The organism is Streptococcus oralis ATCC 35037, from assembly GCF_900637025.1.
Classification (GTDB): Bacteria; Bacillota; Bacilli; order Lactobacillales; family Streptococcaceae; genus Streptococcus; species Streptococcus oralis.
Map to the genome: position 1 here is coordinate 1,762,625 of NZ_LR134336.1, position 15,146 is coordinate 1,777,770.

The 15,146-nt window shown below is 42.5% G+C and carries 12 protein-coding genes and 1 riboswitch; all 12 genes read right to left on the reverse strand.

Going from position 1 to position 15,146, the window contains the following annotated elements:
- Positions 1-6: 6 nt before the first annotated feature.
- The gene (locus EL140_RS08775) at positions 7-1,524 is read right to left on the reverse strand and encodes a hypothetical protein (protein WP_001103717.1); all 1,518 of its coding nucleotides are present in this window, start codon (positions 1,522-1,524) and stop codon (positions 7-9) included.
- A gap of 254 nt (positions 1,525-1,778) precedes the next feature.
- Positions 1,779-3,311 carry a cardiolipin synthase gene (gene cls / locus EL140_RS08780; protein WP_000126965.1) on the reverse strand — a complete coding sequence of 511 codons (1,533 nt, stop codon included), beginning with the start codon at positions 3,309-3,311 and terminating at the stop codon, positions 1,779-1,781.
- 456 nt (positions 3,312-3,767) lie between these two features.
- Positions 3,768-4,223, reverse strand: coding sequence for an SP_0198 family lipoprotein (locus EL140_RS08785; protein WP_000853131.1), 456 nt, complete (start codon positions 4,221-4,223; stop codon positions 3,768-3,770).
- Positions 4,224-4,313: 90 nt separating this feature from the next.
- Positions 4,314-5,564, reverse strand: coding sequence for a bifunctional folylpolyglutamate synthase/dihydrofolate synthase (locus EL140_RS08790; RefSeq protein ID WP_000464358.1), 1,251 nt, complete (start codon positions 5,562-5,564; stop codon positions 4,314-4,316).
- Positions 5,565-5,870: 306 nt separating this feature from the next.
- Entirely contained in the window at positions 5,871-6,176 is a 306-nt protein-coding gene (locus tag EL140_RS08795) for a DUF1292 domain-containing protein (RefSeq protein WP_000017624.1), read from the reverse strand.
- Positions 6,177-6,191: 15 nt separating this feature from the next.
- The gene (gene ruvX, locus EL140_RS08800; protein WP_002874889.1) at positions 6,192-6,611 is read right to left on the reverse strand and encodes a Holliday junction resolvase RuvX; all 420 of its coding nucleotides are present in this window, start codon (positions 6,609-6,611) and stop codon (positions 6,192-6,194) included.
- Positions 6,612-6,614: 3 nt separating this feature from the next.
- On the reverse strand, positions 6,615-6,881 hold the full coding sequence (locus EL140_RS08805; protein WP_000507059.1) for an IreB family regulatory phosphoprotein: 267 nt from the start codon (positions 6,879-6,881) through the stop codon (positions 6,615-6,617).
- Positions 6,882-6,967: 86 nt separating this feature from the next.
- Complete coding sequence (locus tag EL140_RS08810) at positions 6,968-7,537, reverse strand: SP0191 family lipoprotein (RefSeq protein WP_000734688.1); 570 nt, start codon at positions 7,535-7,537, stop codon at positions 6,968-6,970.
- Between the two features lie 66 nt (positions 7,538-7,603).
- Positions 7,604-8,002 carry a transcriptional regulator Spx gene (gene spx / locus EL140_RS08815; protein WP_000591165.1) on the reverse strand — a complete coding sequence of 133 codons (399 nt, stop codon included), beginning with the start codon at positions 8,000-8,002 and terminating at the stop codon, positions 7,604-7,606.
- Between the two features lie 134 nt (positions 8,003-8,136).
- Positions 8,137-10,797, reverse strand: a complete 2,661-nt coding sequence (mgtA, locus tag EL140_RS08825) for a magnesium-translocating P-type ATPase (protein WP_000858849.1) — start codon at positions 10,795-10,797, stop codon at positions 8,137-8,139.
- A gap of 195 nt (positions 10,798-10,992) precedes the next feature.
- A riboswitch (M-box (ykoK) riboswitch) is annotated at positions 10,993-11,144 on the reverse strand.
- A 55-nt stretch (positions 11,145-11,199) separates the two neighbouring features.
- Positions 11,200-12,261 carry a M24 family metallopeptidase gene (locus EL140_RS08830; RefSeq protein ID WP_001042872.1) on the reverse strand — a complete coding sequence of 354 codons (1,062 nt, stop codon included), beginning with the start codon at positions 12,259-12,261 and terminating at the stop codon, positions 11,200-11,202.
- A complete protein-coding gene (uvrA, locus tag EL140_RS08835) occupies positions 12,254-15,085 on the reverse strand; it encodes an excinuclease ABC subunit UvrA (protein WP_001152912.1) in 2,832 nt (943 codons plus the stop codon). The genes EL140_RS08830 and uvrA overlap by 8 nt, the downstream gene beginning before the upstream one ends.
- Between the last annotated feature and the right edge of the window lie 61 nt (positions 15,086-15,146).

Here is a 15,146-nt window from a genome sequence, read left to right on the forward strand (position 1 = left end):
TTTTTGTTATTTTGATTTATATAGTTTGAACTCGCTAGTATCTGTCTGAACAAGCTCATAGTTTTCACTGATCCAGCTCTCTACATCTGACCACAAGGCAACTTTTTGATTGACCACAATCATCTTCGGTTGATTCTCTTTCAGATCATTCATCAGTTTAGTTTTATTTTCATCGCTTGCAGTATAGAGTGTTGGAGTTGATAGAGAAGTTGGCGCCAAGCGCTCACTGGTACGGTAGAAATCAGGACGATCATCCCAAACATAGACACGATCCTCAGAACTCGTTTGTTGTTTAACCACGCTAGCAAGACGGTCTCTCTCCTGATAAGTCGCTGGGTGCGAAAGGTAGCGACTCACGATAGGAAGAACAATAAGGTAGGCAAGGGCAATCAGTGGTAGATAGAAATTTCCTTTAAGGAAAGAAGTTTGTTTCTCACGTCTTCTTCTACGACGACTCCCTCCCTCCGAAACATCTTCCTTGATTCCTGTCAGAAGGAGCAAGACCAAGAAAGGAATTAGCACCACAAGACGAGTACCGTTGATAGGTTCTTTGGAGAGAATCAAGATTCCCAAAGAAACCAACAATCCCAAGCTAGCAGCAATTGAGAGGGCATATTGCTTGGCTGGTTTTGACTGGAACAAGCCTGTAAAGAGCAAGCCAAGGGAACCTAATCCAATAGCAAGCAAACCATAGAAGGCTGCATTTTCAAGCAAATGCGCATTTGAAAAGAGGCTAAGAGCATTTACCGGATACAAGGTCTGGCTAATAGCATCCCCAAAACTACCTGTCCACACTGTATAGTAGCCTAAAGGATAGAATAAGAGTGAAAATCCTAGGGCTGACGCAAAGAACTGATATAGACCATGAACAAAGTGACCTTTGCCTAGATTAAAGCCGATAACCCCCAAGGCCAGTACAGTCGCAAACAAGGCGGTTGGGATTGGCGCAAGGAAGAAAGAAAGTGCAAGGCTCATCCCCACTCGTACAAATCCTTTGTCATCCTTCGGAAAAGCTAGATAATTTGTAACGATACTCAATGAATAAAATAGGAAAGGCAGGGCTAGCAAGAGAGCATAGCCACCACCAAAAGCGAGGCCCGCCACAAGCAAGTATAAAATAAAGACAAGTCGCTTCGCTTCCTTTTCTTGGCCGACAAGAGTATCTGCAGCCTTAAAAAGAAAAACACCTGCTCCAAACAAGGCCAACCACTCAACCAAAGCAATCAGAATACTGCCTTGAAAAAGGTAGGTTAGCACATAATAGAGCAATCCCTCCGTCCCAAAATAATCGGTATACATTTGACCATTTTGATGCAAGGCCCAACCGGTATAAAGATCCTGAGTTTGTTGCGGGCTTACTAAACCAAAAATAAGGGGGATAACCACAGAAATGGCTGTGGCCACTAAACTCCAAAGCAAAATACTAAAAAAGGGAATGGGAGCTCCTTCTCGTTTTTCTGGCACTGACCAGTCTTGGTAATGAGATTCTTCTTGTTTCTCATCTATTTTCCCGTATACGTTCATTCAATTTCTCCTCTAAGTTTATCTGTTTTAGTATATCAAAATCTTACAGGAATGTCAGCTTGGGATTGATATTTGCTGAATTTCTTATTCAATATCGCAAAGCGTTCGATTTCACGAAAACGGTGAAATCGGCTGTTTCTATACTCTCTGATAAAATCATCATCTTCTAGATTAAGCATGGTTTTCTCCTTTACTTATCTATTCGTAAGAAGACAAAAATAAGATCCAGCCTTGGGCTAGATCTTGGTTGATTGTCAAAGCATAGGTGCAAACAACTGGACAATTTCCTTGATCAGGCTTTGATACCAGCTTGTTTTGATGGTGTGGGGATAAATTTCTTGAGAAACTTTAAAAATCTCTTCGAAGTCCCTTTCAATATCGATGATAGACTGCGTTCTATAAAGTAAGACGGCATTTTCATAGTGGTGAAGCAAGCTACGATAGTCAAAATTGATGGTCCCCACGGTGGCTGCCTCTCCATCGACAAGTATTTGCTTGCTATGAAGGAATCCCGGACTGTACTCATAAATACGAACCCCAGCAGATAGCAAATCTGGATAGGCTCCCCGAGTAACTAACTGAATAACCTTCTTATCTGGGATACACGGCGTCACAATTCGCACATCTACCCCTCTCAGAGCTGCATTTTTGATACTTTCGGTGAGATCATAGTCCGCAATCAGATAGGGAGTCGTGATGTAGACGTAATCTGTAGCTTGATTGATAAGATTTTGATAGACCGTTTTTCCAACCTGGGCTCGGTAGATGGGTTTTGGTCCACTACTATAGGGAATACAGAGCCCCATCCCATCTTTTGGTTGATTTTCGAGATGGTATTGGTCAAAGTCACTAATCTCCCCACGGTTGATATACCATGCAGATAAAAAGAGTCTGGTAAAAGCCTTAACTGCCGGTCCATCCAGACGAATACCGCTATCCTTCCAATAACCAAAGCGTTCGATATGGTTGATATACTCATCGGCCAGATTGACACCACCTGTATAGGCAATTTGACCATCTATAATCATGATTTTACGGTGATCACGGTTGTTATAAGCAACGGTCAAACGTGGAATCACCTTGTTAAATTTGTGGGCTTCAATCCCTCGACCACGAAGCTGGATGGTGTAATCTCCAGGCAAGGTTGCCATACAACCAATATCATCATAGAGAAGCTTCACTTCTACACCTTGAGCTACCTTTTCTTCCAAAATCTCCAAAATACTATTCCACATCAAACCTTCTTCGATGATATAGTATTCGAGAAAGATAAACTTCTCAGCTTTCTTGAGATCCTCTAGCATCTGATGCCACATGCTTTCACCAGATGCAAAAAATTGTGTATCCGTTCGATCATAGACATCGGCATTCGTGTCCATGCTGAGGAGTGATTTGATAACGCCGTAAGCCGACTTGTCTTGTTCCTTTAACTCCAAACGGAGAGCTCTGCTATTGTCCTCTCGATCAACCATTGATTGGAGCTGCTTTAGCTGCTTTATTTCTTTTTTAGATAAACGGCGCTCTCCAAACATGATATAGAGTAAGGGGCCAAACACTGGCACAAAGGCTACTAACAGCCATGTTACCTTACTCTCAGGATTCATGGACCGATTAACAATCGATACAATGGTCGCCATACTCATCAAAATAACTAGAATAATCCAGAGAATCGGAGCCATCTGCCCTAGATAGAGAAATAAACCAAAGATGATAAACAACTCTGCCAACATGATGGTAATACTAAAACCATACTTGGACATGAGTAGCTGCATTTTTCTAGCTGTCATACATCCCCTTCCTTTTCTAACATTCTCCTTAACTGCTTGATAAACTAATGTTTCTACTAGTATACCTCAGTTCAGGGGTAGATAGCAACCTTTTACCTTTTTCTATGCAAACTATTCCAAGAGCTGCAAGATTTCTAAACTACACCCACACTATATGAAGCGCTGCCCCTCTTATCTTTTTAACTAGGGTATTAAGAAACTTAAAAAGAACTACCAAAATGATAGTTCTTTCCAATATTATTTATATTTTGAAGAATAAGTTCCTTCCACTCTACTTAGTCTTTAAAAAAGTTCTTTGTAGAGAGCAATGGTTTCTTCTAAAGTTGGCATATAAGAAGTTTTACAAATATTTGTAAGCGTTTTAAGTAAAAAGTTAGTAAAGAACAGCCAACCCTTTTTTCAAGAAAAAAGCTCTAAAAAGATAGCTTTCATCTCATTGGAACTTTTACTGAATCATTATTGCTTAGTTAATACCACTCGGTCAGATGCCTCTCGGTCCATATCGTCGATAATCAATTGATTACCATTAACCGTGTAAATTTTGACATCATCACCGATAATGACACGTTGATTTTCTGGCTCAAAGCTGACTTGCTTGATTTCCTTATCTCCATCTGGCTCGACTTCAGTCCATGTACCAGTTTTACCTGTTACAACAAGAGTGATTTGGTCATTCTCATCTTTTCCAGTATAGGTACCATCGATATTCGTAGGTTGATCTACAGTAGTGTCCTGACTTGAGGATGCCTGTGATTGACTAGCACTTGTCGCAGCGCTAGAAGATGATTCTTGTTGAGTAGATGATTGCTGCGCCGATTGCTGGGTAGGGGCTTGTGCCTTAGGTCCACAAGCTGCTAAAAGACTAAGAATTGCTAGGGAAGCAATAGAAAGTGTGAATGTTTTCGTTTTCATAGCGATTTCCTTTCTTTTGTGCCAATAATTTGCTGGAATCGTTTCCAGATATACCTCCTACCTACAGTATAGCAACATAAACCTATAAGGTCAACTAATCTCATCGCTTTCAACCAAACTTGCTCGAACTTCCGAGATAAAGTAGAGGGATCCCGTCACGAAAAGCAAGTCCTGGCCATTGGCCTTATCTTCAAATTCTCTGATAAAGTCGCCATAGGAAGGAATCAAATCATAACCTACCACATCCTTTTCATCCAGAGAGCCTTGGTAGTCAAAGCCTGTTACCTTAAGTTCCACCTCAGGTAACTGCTTAGATAGATAGCCTAACATCCCCTGATAATCCTTGCGTTTAAGTGCTCCAAAAAGGATATGAACCTGGTAACCTTGCTGGATTTTCCCCTGGATAAACTCTACTAGACGAGTCAAGGCTGGCAGATTGTGAGCCCCATCTAGGTAGATTTGCGGACGAATCCGTTCCAATCGACCTGCCCAGTTTGTCTCCTTCAAAGCCCGTCTGACAAGCACTTCTTCGACCCTTTCACCTCTTGATGCCATAAACAGAAGAAAAGTTTGTAAAGCCAAGGCGGCATTTTCTTGCTGATAAACACCTTCCAAACTAATTTCAAGTTGTGAAAAATTCGCTAGGCTGCTTGAAAAATCCCCAGCATTCAAGGAGAAGTCTAGCCCAGCTTGATAGAGATCCACACCTAACTCTCTTGCTGTATTTTGACAGACAAGTTTAGCTTCTGGAGCGAGCTTAGCAATGACTGCCTGCTTGCCGGCCTTGAAAATACCAGCTTTCTGCTCGGCTATTTCCTCTAGACTATCGCCCAAGGTCTCCTGATGATCTAGCCCAATGGAAGTAATAACTGCAATCTCTCCTGTTACGACATTAGTCGTGTCAAGCAAACCACCAATCCCCACCTCTAGCAGGACTAGATCCACTCCCTGCTCTTTAAAGTAAAGCAAGGCAATCAAGGTCAACAATTCAAAGAAAGACAATTGATCGTGTGTCTCTAAAAGAGTTTTCTCCATCTCCTTGACTTGGTTAGCTATACGTACAAAGTCTTCCTCTGCGATTGGTTCCCCATTGATACAGATTCGATCATGGATGCTGATGATATGAGGAGAGGTAAAAGTACCAACTTTTTTACCATGAGCAACAAACAACTCCCTCATGAAGGCAATAGTTGACCCTTTACCGTTAGTCCCTGTTACGTGGATAATAGGATAAGTCTTCTCAGGATTCCCCAGCAAATCCACTGCTAGCTGCATTCGTCCAAGTCCAGATCTAAAGTTTAAACCAATCCGACTATGAAGCCACTTTTCTACTTCAAACATACATATCTCCTTAACAAAAGTCCAATCAACTACCGCATCAAAGTATGATTACAAATAAAAAACGAGGTCGGGACTAAAATCCCGACCTCTTACCTGGTTAGCTAATCACTAGCTACTATGAATTTCAACGTGGGCTAAAAACGTCCCCCGGAACTACTTACGGTCTTTATTTTTAGCGTAAGGGTAAAAATGTTCACTGAACAAACCAGTTCTCTCTTATTTTAAGGAACTGGGCTAAAAACGTCCCCCGGACATTCCTGCGTTTCTAATTTCTGGCGCAGGGCTAAAAACATCCACTGGATGTTTTTACTCCTCCATAAAGCTGTTGAAGACTTCTTCAATCATGTTCCATTCGTCTTCTGAGTCTTCTGGAATTGGTTGCAATTCGCCTTCTGTTCCGTCTTCATTTTCGATGAATGAGTAAGCTTGAATTTCAACTTCACCGTTTTCATCTTCTTCTGCGTTAACTGGCACTAGAAGAACATAGTTTTTACCAAATTCTTCTTTCCCATCGATGGTCAAAAGAATTTCAAACAAGGTTTCATTACCTTGCTCATCTACTAGTGTAATCAATTCACGTTCTTCGTGGTCATGGTTGTGATCGTGTGACATAGTTTCTCCTCTGTCTTAAAATTTTCTATCTAAATAATTTTGCAAAATCAACTGAGCAGCCAGCTTATCAATAACTTTCTTGCGTTTGTTACGGCTGATATCTGCTTGTTCAATCAACATACGCTCCGCAGCAACGGTCGTCAAACGCTCATCCTGATAGTCTACTGGTAAACCAAAAAGTTCCTCTAATTTTGCTCCGTAGGCTTGACTGGCTTCTACCCGCGGACCGCTGGTATTGTTCATGTTTTTAGGCAGACCTACTACAAAGCGTTCCACCTTATAGATGTCAACCAATTCCTTGATACGATCAAAACCAAACTGGCCCTGGTCCTCATTAATCTGGATGATTTCAAGTCCCTGAGCAGTGAAGCCCAAGGGATCGCTAATAGCCACCCCTACTGTTTTTGAACCGACGTCCAATCCCATAATTCTCATAGATTATAGATCGACTCCTTGTCCTTTAAGGTAGTAGCGTACCAATTCTTCAACAATTTCATCACGCTCATACTTACGGATTTGATTTCGTGCATTGTTATAACGAGGAACGTAGGCAGGGTCACCACTCAGTACATAACCGACGATCTGGTTAATCGGATTGTAGCCCTTGTCGTTCAAAGAAGCATAGACGTCTGTCAACGTTTCGCTAATTTCTTTCTTATTGGAATCATCCAATTTAAACCGTACAGTTTCTTCAGTAAATCCCATTCTAACACCCTCTTTCCTTAGAATAGTACTATTATAGCACATTCCCTGACGTTCTACAAATAAGTCAGTCTATTAATTTGGATTTTCTATTGTTCTGTCGCCCCATTTGCCACTCTATCAGCAATATACTGGCTAGGTTCGTTTTTTAAGAGATTTTCAAGACCAATATTTTTTAAATATTCTAGTTGAGATGCCTTTTTGACATCCAAAACTTGAAAATCATAAGTCGTTGTGGTCTGGATTTCTGTCTCGCTGAGTAGCTTGGTTTCCAGTGTAAATCCTGCCAGTTTGCGCGCCTCTTGGATGGTCTCATCCTTCTCTTCAGCTTCTAGAAGCGCTTTTTGCGTCTCCTCTAGGCCATTTTCAGAGATAAAAGTCTTGAGTTCATCCCCCACAGGTCGTTTTTGCTGGATGGTCAAGGTCAAAAACTGATTGCCTTTATAAGTAATGGTCTGAATCTGTTGCGTCCCATTTTCTGACTTCGGCATCAGCAAGGTCTTGGTGACAACCGTATTCTTTTCGGCATTGTCCAAAACGGGAAGGTTGGATTGGAGAGGTTCAGATGCTGTTGTGGAAGCAGCAGGAGTTTCCTTTTTTTGCCCACATCCCGCAAGCAAAAAGAGGAGAGCAAAACTAGCAATTAGTAACTTTTTCATAATTCCTCACTTGATTTTAAAACAAAAGAGCAAACAAGGCCAGGAGTCACTCCCAGCCTTGATGTTTTATAGAGCTGCACGTAGACGTGCTTCTGCATTTTCTACATTACGGACAGAGCGTGGCAAGAAGGCACGGATATCATCTTCTTTATAGCCGACTTGCAGGCGCTTCTCATCAACGAGAATCGGACTCTTTAAGATCCGTGGTGTTTCCATGATTAAGTTGAGCACTTCATTGACACTCAAATCCTCGATGTCAACTCCAAGTGCCTTAGCGTAGCGGTTTTTTGACGAAACGATACTGGCAATTCCATTATCTGTTTTCGTGAGAATATCTAATAACTCTTCTCTTGTAATTCCTTCTTTACCGAGATTTTGTTCTTTATAACTTAACTGGTGGGCATTGAGCCAGGTTTTCGCTTTTTTACAGCTAGTACAACTTGAGACTGTATAAATTTTGATCATGTACCTACCCCTTTCGCTACATGTTACTATCAGTTTAGTCTATTATACCATAAAAAACATCCGACTTGCGACCTATTTTTAAAAAAAATTAACTTTTTTCGCGATTTTCGTACTTTTTTCTTGACAAAATCAATTTATAACCAACTTTTAAATTTTTTGATATACAATCGTTTCACAACTGTAACACTTATCATATAGAGAACAATAATCAAAAGCAAAAAGAGGAAATAAATTGGTTCCAAAGGGGTTAAATGAAGCAGGCTAGCAATTGAAGAGTAGGGAAGGAAGGTCACAAAACTAGCTGCCAGCAAGGTTGTACCAAGAACAAACCATGATGGACGACTTTGTAAGAAAGGAAGTTTTGCTGAACGAAGCATATGGATAACCATGGTTTGGGACCACATGGATTCAATGAACCAACCTGTCTGGAACAAGATGATAAATCCCGTTGCAGACTCTGCTCCGTGAGCATAAGCTTGACCTGTCGCCATTGGGACAATGATAAAATAGAGCAAGATAAAGGTCAAAATATCAAAGGCAGAAGAAATCGGACCCATCCAAATCATAAAGCGAGTAATAGACTTGGCTTCCCACTTATGAGGATGCTTCAAAAAGTCTTCATCTACATTATCAAATGGCAAGGAAATGCAAGAAAGATCATAGACGAGGTTTAAGACAATCAAGTGAATCGGAGCCATAGGAAGGAAAGGTAAAAAGATACCAGACACTAACAGAGAGAAAATGTTCCCGAAATTAGAGCTGACCGTCATCTTAATGTACTTGGTCATGTTGGCGTAGACCTTACGACCTTCAACGATACCAGTTTCAAGAACCATGAGATCCTTATCTAGCAAAATGACATCAGCCGTTTCTTTGGCAATATCTACTGCTGTATCAACAGAAATCCCCACATCTGCCACTTTCATAGAAGGGGCGTCGTTAATACCATCTCCCATATAGCCGACACCATGACCATTTCTTTTTAGCTGTAGAATGATGCGAGCTTTTTGGTCAGGAGACAATTTAGCAAATACTGTTACACTTTCAACCACTTCTGCCAACTGCTCATCTGACATTTGGTCGATATCTACCCCTAAAAGGATGTGTTCAATGTCCAAACCAACTTTCTCACAGATGGCTTGCGTTACTTTTTCATTATCCCCAGTTAAAATCTTAGTCTTAACACCATGTTCAAGTAAAGCCTTGATTGCAGGTGCTGCAGATGGTTTTGGTGGATCTAGAAAGGCAAGATAGCCTGTTAGAATCATCTCTTTTTCATCTTCAACGGAGTAAGCAAAACCTTCTTTTAGGCCTGTTTTATAGGCAACTCCCAAGACTCGCAATCCCTGTTGATTAAGTTGATCTACTTCTTTTAAGATTTCCACTCGGATATCATCCGTCAAAGGACTAATCTGACCTTGATATTCCACATGGGTTGAAATCGCAAGCATTTCCTCTAGAGCACCCTTGGTTACCAAACTAACAACTTCGTTCTCATCCTTGACGATGACACTCATCCGTCTGCGTTCAAAATCAAAGGGCAATTCATCTATTTTTTGGAAGCTAGTATCCAAATTTTGTAGAATAGCGTGTTCTTTAGCTTCTTTTTCAGTTCTACTGATAATGGCACGGTCCATCAAGTTTTTCAATCCCGTTTGAAAATAGGAATTGAGGTAGGCCCGTCTCAACACAGACAAGTCCAAATCTCCATGTATATCCAAAGGATATTCAAGGACAATTTCGTCTTGGGTAAGGGTTCCGGTTTTATCCGTGCATAGGATATCAATAGCACCTAGGTCCTGTATGGCATTGAGTTTTTTGATGACGACTTTTTCCTTGGCCATGATAATGGAGCCTTTTGCTAAACTGGCCGTGATGATCATAGGAAGCATCTCAGGTGTCAATCCAACACCAACACTCAGTGCAAACACACCTGCTTCCAGCCAGTCGCCATCTGTCAAGCCATTGGAGAGAAACACGATGGGAACCATGACTAACATCAAACGGATCAAGAGCCAAGAGATGCTGTTCATCTCCCGTTCAAAAGAGGTCGGTTCGTCATAGGTATTGAGAGTCTGCTCGATTTCTCCCATCATGGTGTCATCACCGACCGCTAGAATCAAAGCCTTAGCACTTCCTGATATCACATTGGTTCCCATAAAAGCGAGCGCTTCTGCTTCTAGCAGACTATCAAAATTTGACTGACTCATTTTTGACAAGGCTAGTTTTTCAACCGAGTCACTTTCACCTGTCAAACCAGACTGTTGAACAAAGAAATCACGTGATTCAATTAAAATGAGGTCTGCTGGAATCATATCCCCAGCACTTAATTTGACTATATCTCCAACGACCAAATCTTCAATTGCGACCTCTAAACTCTGGCCTTCGCGGATAACTGTGGCTGTATTCACAATCATTTTTGATAGATTGGTCGCAGCCTTGTCACTCCGCAGTTCCTGGACAAAGCGTATGCCACCAGAGATTAGAACGAGAACGACGATGATGATAGAAGTCGTCGGATCTTCTTGTCCAGGCTTCGCCAACCAGACATTGGTCACCATGGAAATCATAGCGATGACCAGCAGGATGATTGTAAATGGATTGATAATAGATTCGTAAATCTTTTTGAGGATACTGTCTTCTTGACCCTTGGTGATGGTGTTTTCGCCATATAGGTCACGATTTTTCTCCACCTGCTCCTCAGTCAAGCCTGTTAGACTTGTCTTATAAAAAGATAAAGTTTCTTTTAAAGGTGTATGAATAGCTGTTGCTAATCTTTCTTTTGTAGTTTTCATTGGTTTCTCCTATCTGTATGAATGATATGTTTCATACACAGAGACCAATCACTTTATAAGGGCAGAACGACACAAATCAGCGATTGGCTGTGTATGTGCGGTTCTGGATGATCGTCAATTTGCATCGTTTGTCTCCTTTCCTTGTTCTAAAACAGTAGAAAATCCCACCATAAAATGGCAGGATTAAAAAACTAACTATCTGTTTTTTCGTTCAAGCTTTAACTCCATAGGGCGATGTAATGAGCTTAGTCTTGGCCTTCGCGACCAGGACTGTTGACCAACGAGTAGTGTCTCCACTGCTTTGCGGTAGTCATCCGTATCCCTATGGTAGCCTCACCTACCGTTTTCGTCTATCAGTATAAACCTTTAAAATATAAAAGTCAATGATTTATCATAATTTTCTTAAATAACAATTAATTCCTTCGGCGCTAGAGTCAACAATTCGCAACCGTTATCTGTAATTAAGATATCGTCTTCAATACGAACGCCGTATTTACCTTCAATATAGATACCCGGTTCATCAGTCAAGACCATACCTGCTTGAATGCTCTCGGTAGAAGTTTGACTAAAGTAGGGTTCCTCATGGATATCCAGTCCGATACCATGGCCAATACCGTGAGTAAAGTAGTCGCCATAGCCTGCCTCGATGATAATATCACGAGGAATTTTGTCAAAGTCACGGAAACCTAATCCTGCCTTAGCTTGATTAATCAGAGCTTGGTTGGCTTTCAGGACAGTATTGTAAATTTCTGCCTGCTCGTCACTGACATGACCGAGGTAGATGGTCCGTGTCATATCACTGACATAGTGGTCGTAGAGACAGCCGAAGTCCATGGTAATGGCTTCTCCCGCTTCAACCGGTTTGTGCATTGGATGAGCATGGGGCTTAGAAGAGTTGATGCCACTTGCTAAAATGGTATCAAAAGACAAGCCTGCTGCTCCCAACTCACGCATGCGGAAATCAAGGAAGTTGGCAATTTCGATCTCAGTTTTTCCTGGTTTGATAAAGTCAAGCGCATCACGGAAAGCTTGGTCTGAGATAGAACATGCCTTACGAATAGTCGCAATCTCCGCTTCATCTTTAATCATCCGAAGCGCTTCAACAAACTGAGTCTGCGGAAGCAAGTCGATTCCTGCAAAAGCTGCCTGCATACGGTGGTAATAAGAGACCGAAATCTCGTCCTCAAAACCAACGCGAGACAAACCCATATCCTTAACAATGCCTGCAATAACAGCCAATTCATCACGATCAGCCACAATCTCAAAACCTGTCACTTCTTGCTTAGCTGCAATGATATAGCGAGAGTCTGTCACCAAAACCTGACGGTCACGGCTGATAAAGACTGTTCCATTTGAGCCCCAAAAGCCGGTCAGGTAATAGACGTTTTTAAGGTTGTTGATGATGATACCATCTAGTTCTTTTTCTTGCATTTTAGCTAGAAATGCTTGCACACGTTTATTCATGATGTAACTTTCCTTTCAAATAGTGTCCTGTGTAGCTGGCTTCATTGGCTGCTACTTCTTCTGGAGTTCCTGTTGCGATGATGGTTCCGCCACCGACACCGCCCTCAGGTCCCAAATCGATGATATGGTCTGCCGTCTTGATGACATCCAGATTGTGCTCAATGACGAGAACAGTATTGCCATCGTCGACAAAGCGAGCTAAAACCTTGAGCAAGCGAGCGATATCCTCGGTATGAAGCCCTGTCGTCGGCTCATCCAGAATGTAGAAGGATTTTCCTGTCGAGCGTTTGTGGAGCTCACTAGCTAACTTCATACGCTGGGCTTCTCCACCTGAAAGGGTGGTAGCTGGTTGTCCTAACGTTACATAGCCCAACCCTACATCCTTGATGGTCTGAAGTTTACGCTGAATCTTGGGAATGTGTTGGAAGAATTCCACCGCATCGTTGACGGTCATGTCCAAAACCTGCGAGATATTCTTTTCCTTATAGTGGACTTCTAGGGTTTCACTGTTGTAGCGAGTCCCATGGCAAACTTCACAGGCAACATAAACATCTGGCAAGAAGTGCATCTCAATCTTGATGATCCCGTCACCTGAGCAGGCTTCGCAACGACCGCCCTTGACGTTAAAACTGAAACGGCCCTTCTTGTAGCCTCGAATCTTAGCTTCATTTGTCTGAGCAAAGAGGTCTCGTATATCGTCAAAAACTCCCGTATAGGTAGCCGGGTTAGACCTTGGCGTTCGTCCGATAGGGCTCTGGTCAATGTCAATCAAGCGGTCTACATGCTCAATCCCTGTAATCGTCTTAAACTTACCAGGTTTGTCTGAATTGCGGTTAAGCTTCTGGGCAATGGCTTTTTTGAGGATGCTGTTGATTAAGGTCGATTTCCCTGAACCTGATACACCTGTCACTGCGATGAATTTTCCCAATGGGAAGCGAGCGGTAATATTTTGCAAGTTATTCTCATGCGCTCCTGTCACTTCGATAAAGCGGCCATTTCCGGCACGGCGCTCTTCTGGTACTGGAATGGCACGTTTACCTGACAAGTACTGGCCTGTGATAGATTTGCTGTTACGAGCCACCTGCTTTGGCGTCCCTGCAGCGACGATTTCTCCACCAAAAACACCGGCACCGGGACCAACGTCAATCAGATAATCCGCCTCACGCATGGTATCTTCATCATGTTCCACTACGATCAAGGTATTTCCTAAATCACGCATTTTTTTCAAGCTGGCAATCAGGCGGTCATTATCCCTCTGGTGGAGACCAATCGACGGCTCATCCAATATATAGAGGACACCTGAGAGGTTGGACCCAATCTGAGTCGCCAAGCGAATTCGCTGACTCTCCCCACCTGATAGGGTTCCTGCCGAACGTGACAGCGTCAAATAGTTAAGCCCCACGTTATTGAGGAAGGTCAAGCGATCCTTGATTTCCTTGAGAATGGGACGAGCAATAATGGCTTCATTTTCAGACAAGGTCAACTGGCTCACCAACTCCAAATGGTCTGCGATAGACAAATCTGAGATTTCACCGATATGTGGCCCTTGCTCACCACCCACACGAACAGACAAGGCCTGATCGTTGAGACGATAGCCGTGACAAGTTCCGCAGGTCAGCTCATTCATGTAGAGACGCATCTGGGTGCGAGTATAGTCACTATTGGTTTCGTGGTAGCGACGTTTGATATTAGTGACAACTCCTTCAAAAGGAATGTCAATATCCCGCACACCACCAAATTCATTTTCATAGTGGAAATGGAATTCCTTTCCATCCGAACCATAGAGAATCAAGTCCTTATCCGCTTCTGACAGGTCCTCAAAGGGGATATCCATATCCACACCAAAAGCTGTCATAGCCTGCTCTAACATATTTGGATAGTAGTTTGATGAGATAGGATTCCAAGGTGCTAGCGCCCCCTCACGTAAGGTTTTACTGGCATCTGGCACTACCAAATCAGTATCCACCTCCAGCTTAATACCCAAACCATCACACTCACTACAAGAACCAAACGGCGCATTGAAGGAGAAGAGACGAGGCTCTAACTCTGGTACGGTAAAACCACAAACTGGACAGGCATAGTGCTCAGAGAAGAGCAACTCAGAATCGTCCATAGTATCGATAATCACATAGCCTTCTGCGATACGAAGGGCAGCCTCGATTGAGTCAAAGAGACGGCTACGGATACCCTCCTTGATAACAATACGGTCAACTACGACATCAATATTGTGTTGCTTGCTCTTAGACAGCTCTGGAACTTCGGTCACATCATAAACTTCCCCATCCACTCGGACGCGGACATAGCCGTCTTTCTGAACCTTTTCAATGATACTCTTATGTTGCCCTTTTTTCTTACGAATGACCGGAGCTAAAATTTGCAGACGTTGGCGTTCTGGCAATTCCAAAACCTTATCCACGATTTGTTCTACAGAAGAAGCCTTGATAGTCCCATGCCCGTTGATACAGTAAGGCGTCCCCACACGTGCGTAGAGGAGACGCAGATAATCATTGATTTCAGTCGTGGTTCCCACGGTCGAACGAGGGTTTTTGCTGGTGGTTTTCTGGTCGATGGAAATAGCTGGACTGAGGCCATCAATGGCATCTACATCTGGTTTTTCCATGTTGCCCAAGAACTGACGAGCGTAAGCTGACAAGCTCTCTACATAGCGACGTTGGCCCTCAGCATAGAGGGTATCAAAGGCCAGACTGGATTTCCCAGAACCTGACAAACCAGTCACAACAACCAGCTTGTCTCTTGGAATCTCCACATCTATATTTTTTAAGTTATGGGCACGCGCCCCATGAATCACAATTTTATCTTGCATCTTTGTTCTTTCTAGTCCATTATTGCTTTCCATTATACCAAAAAATGTGAAATTCTATTAC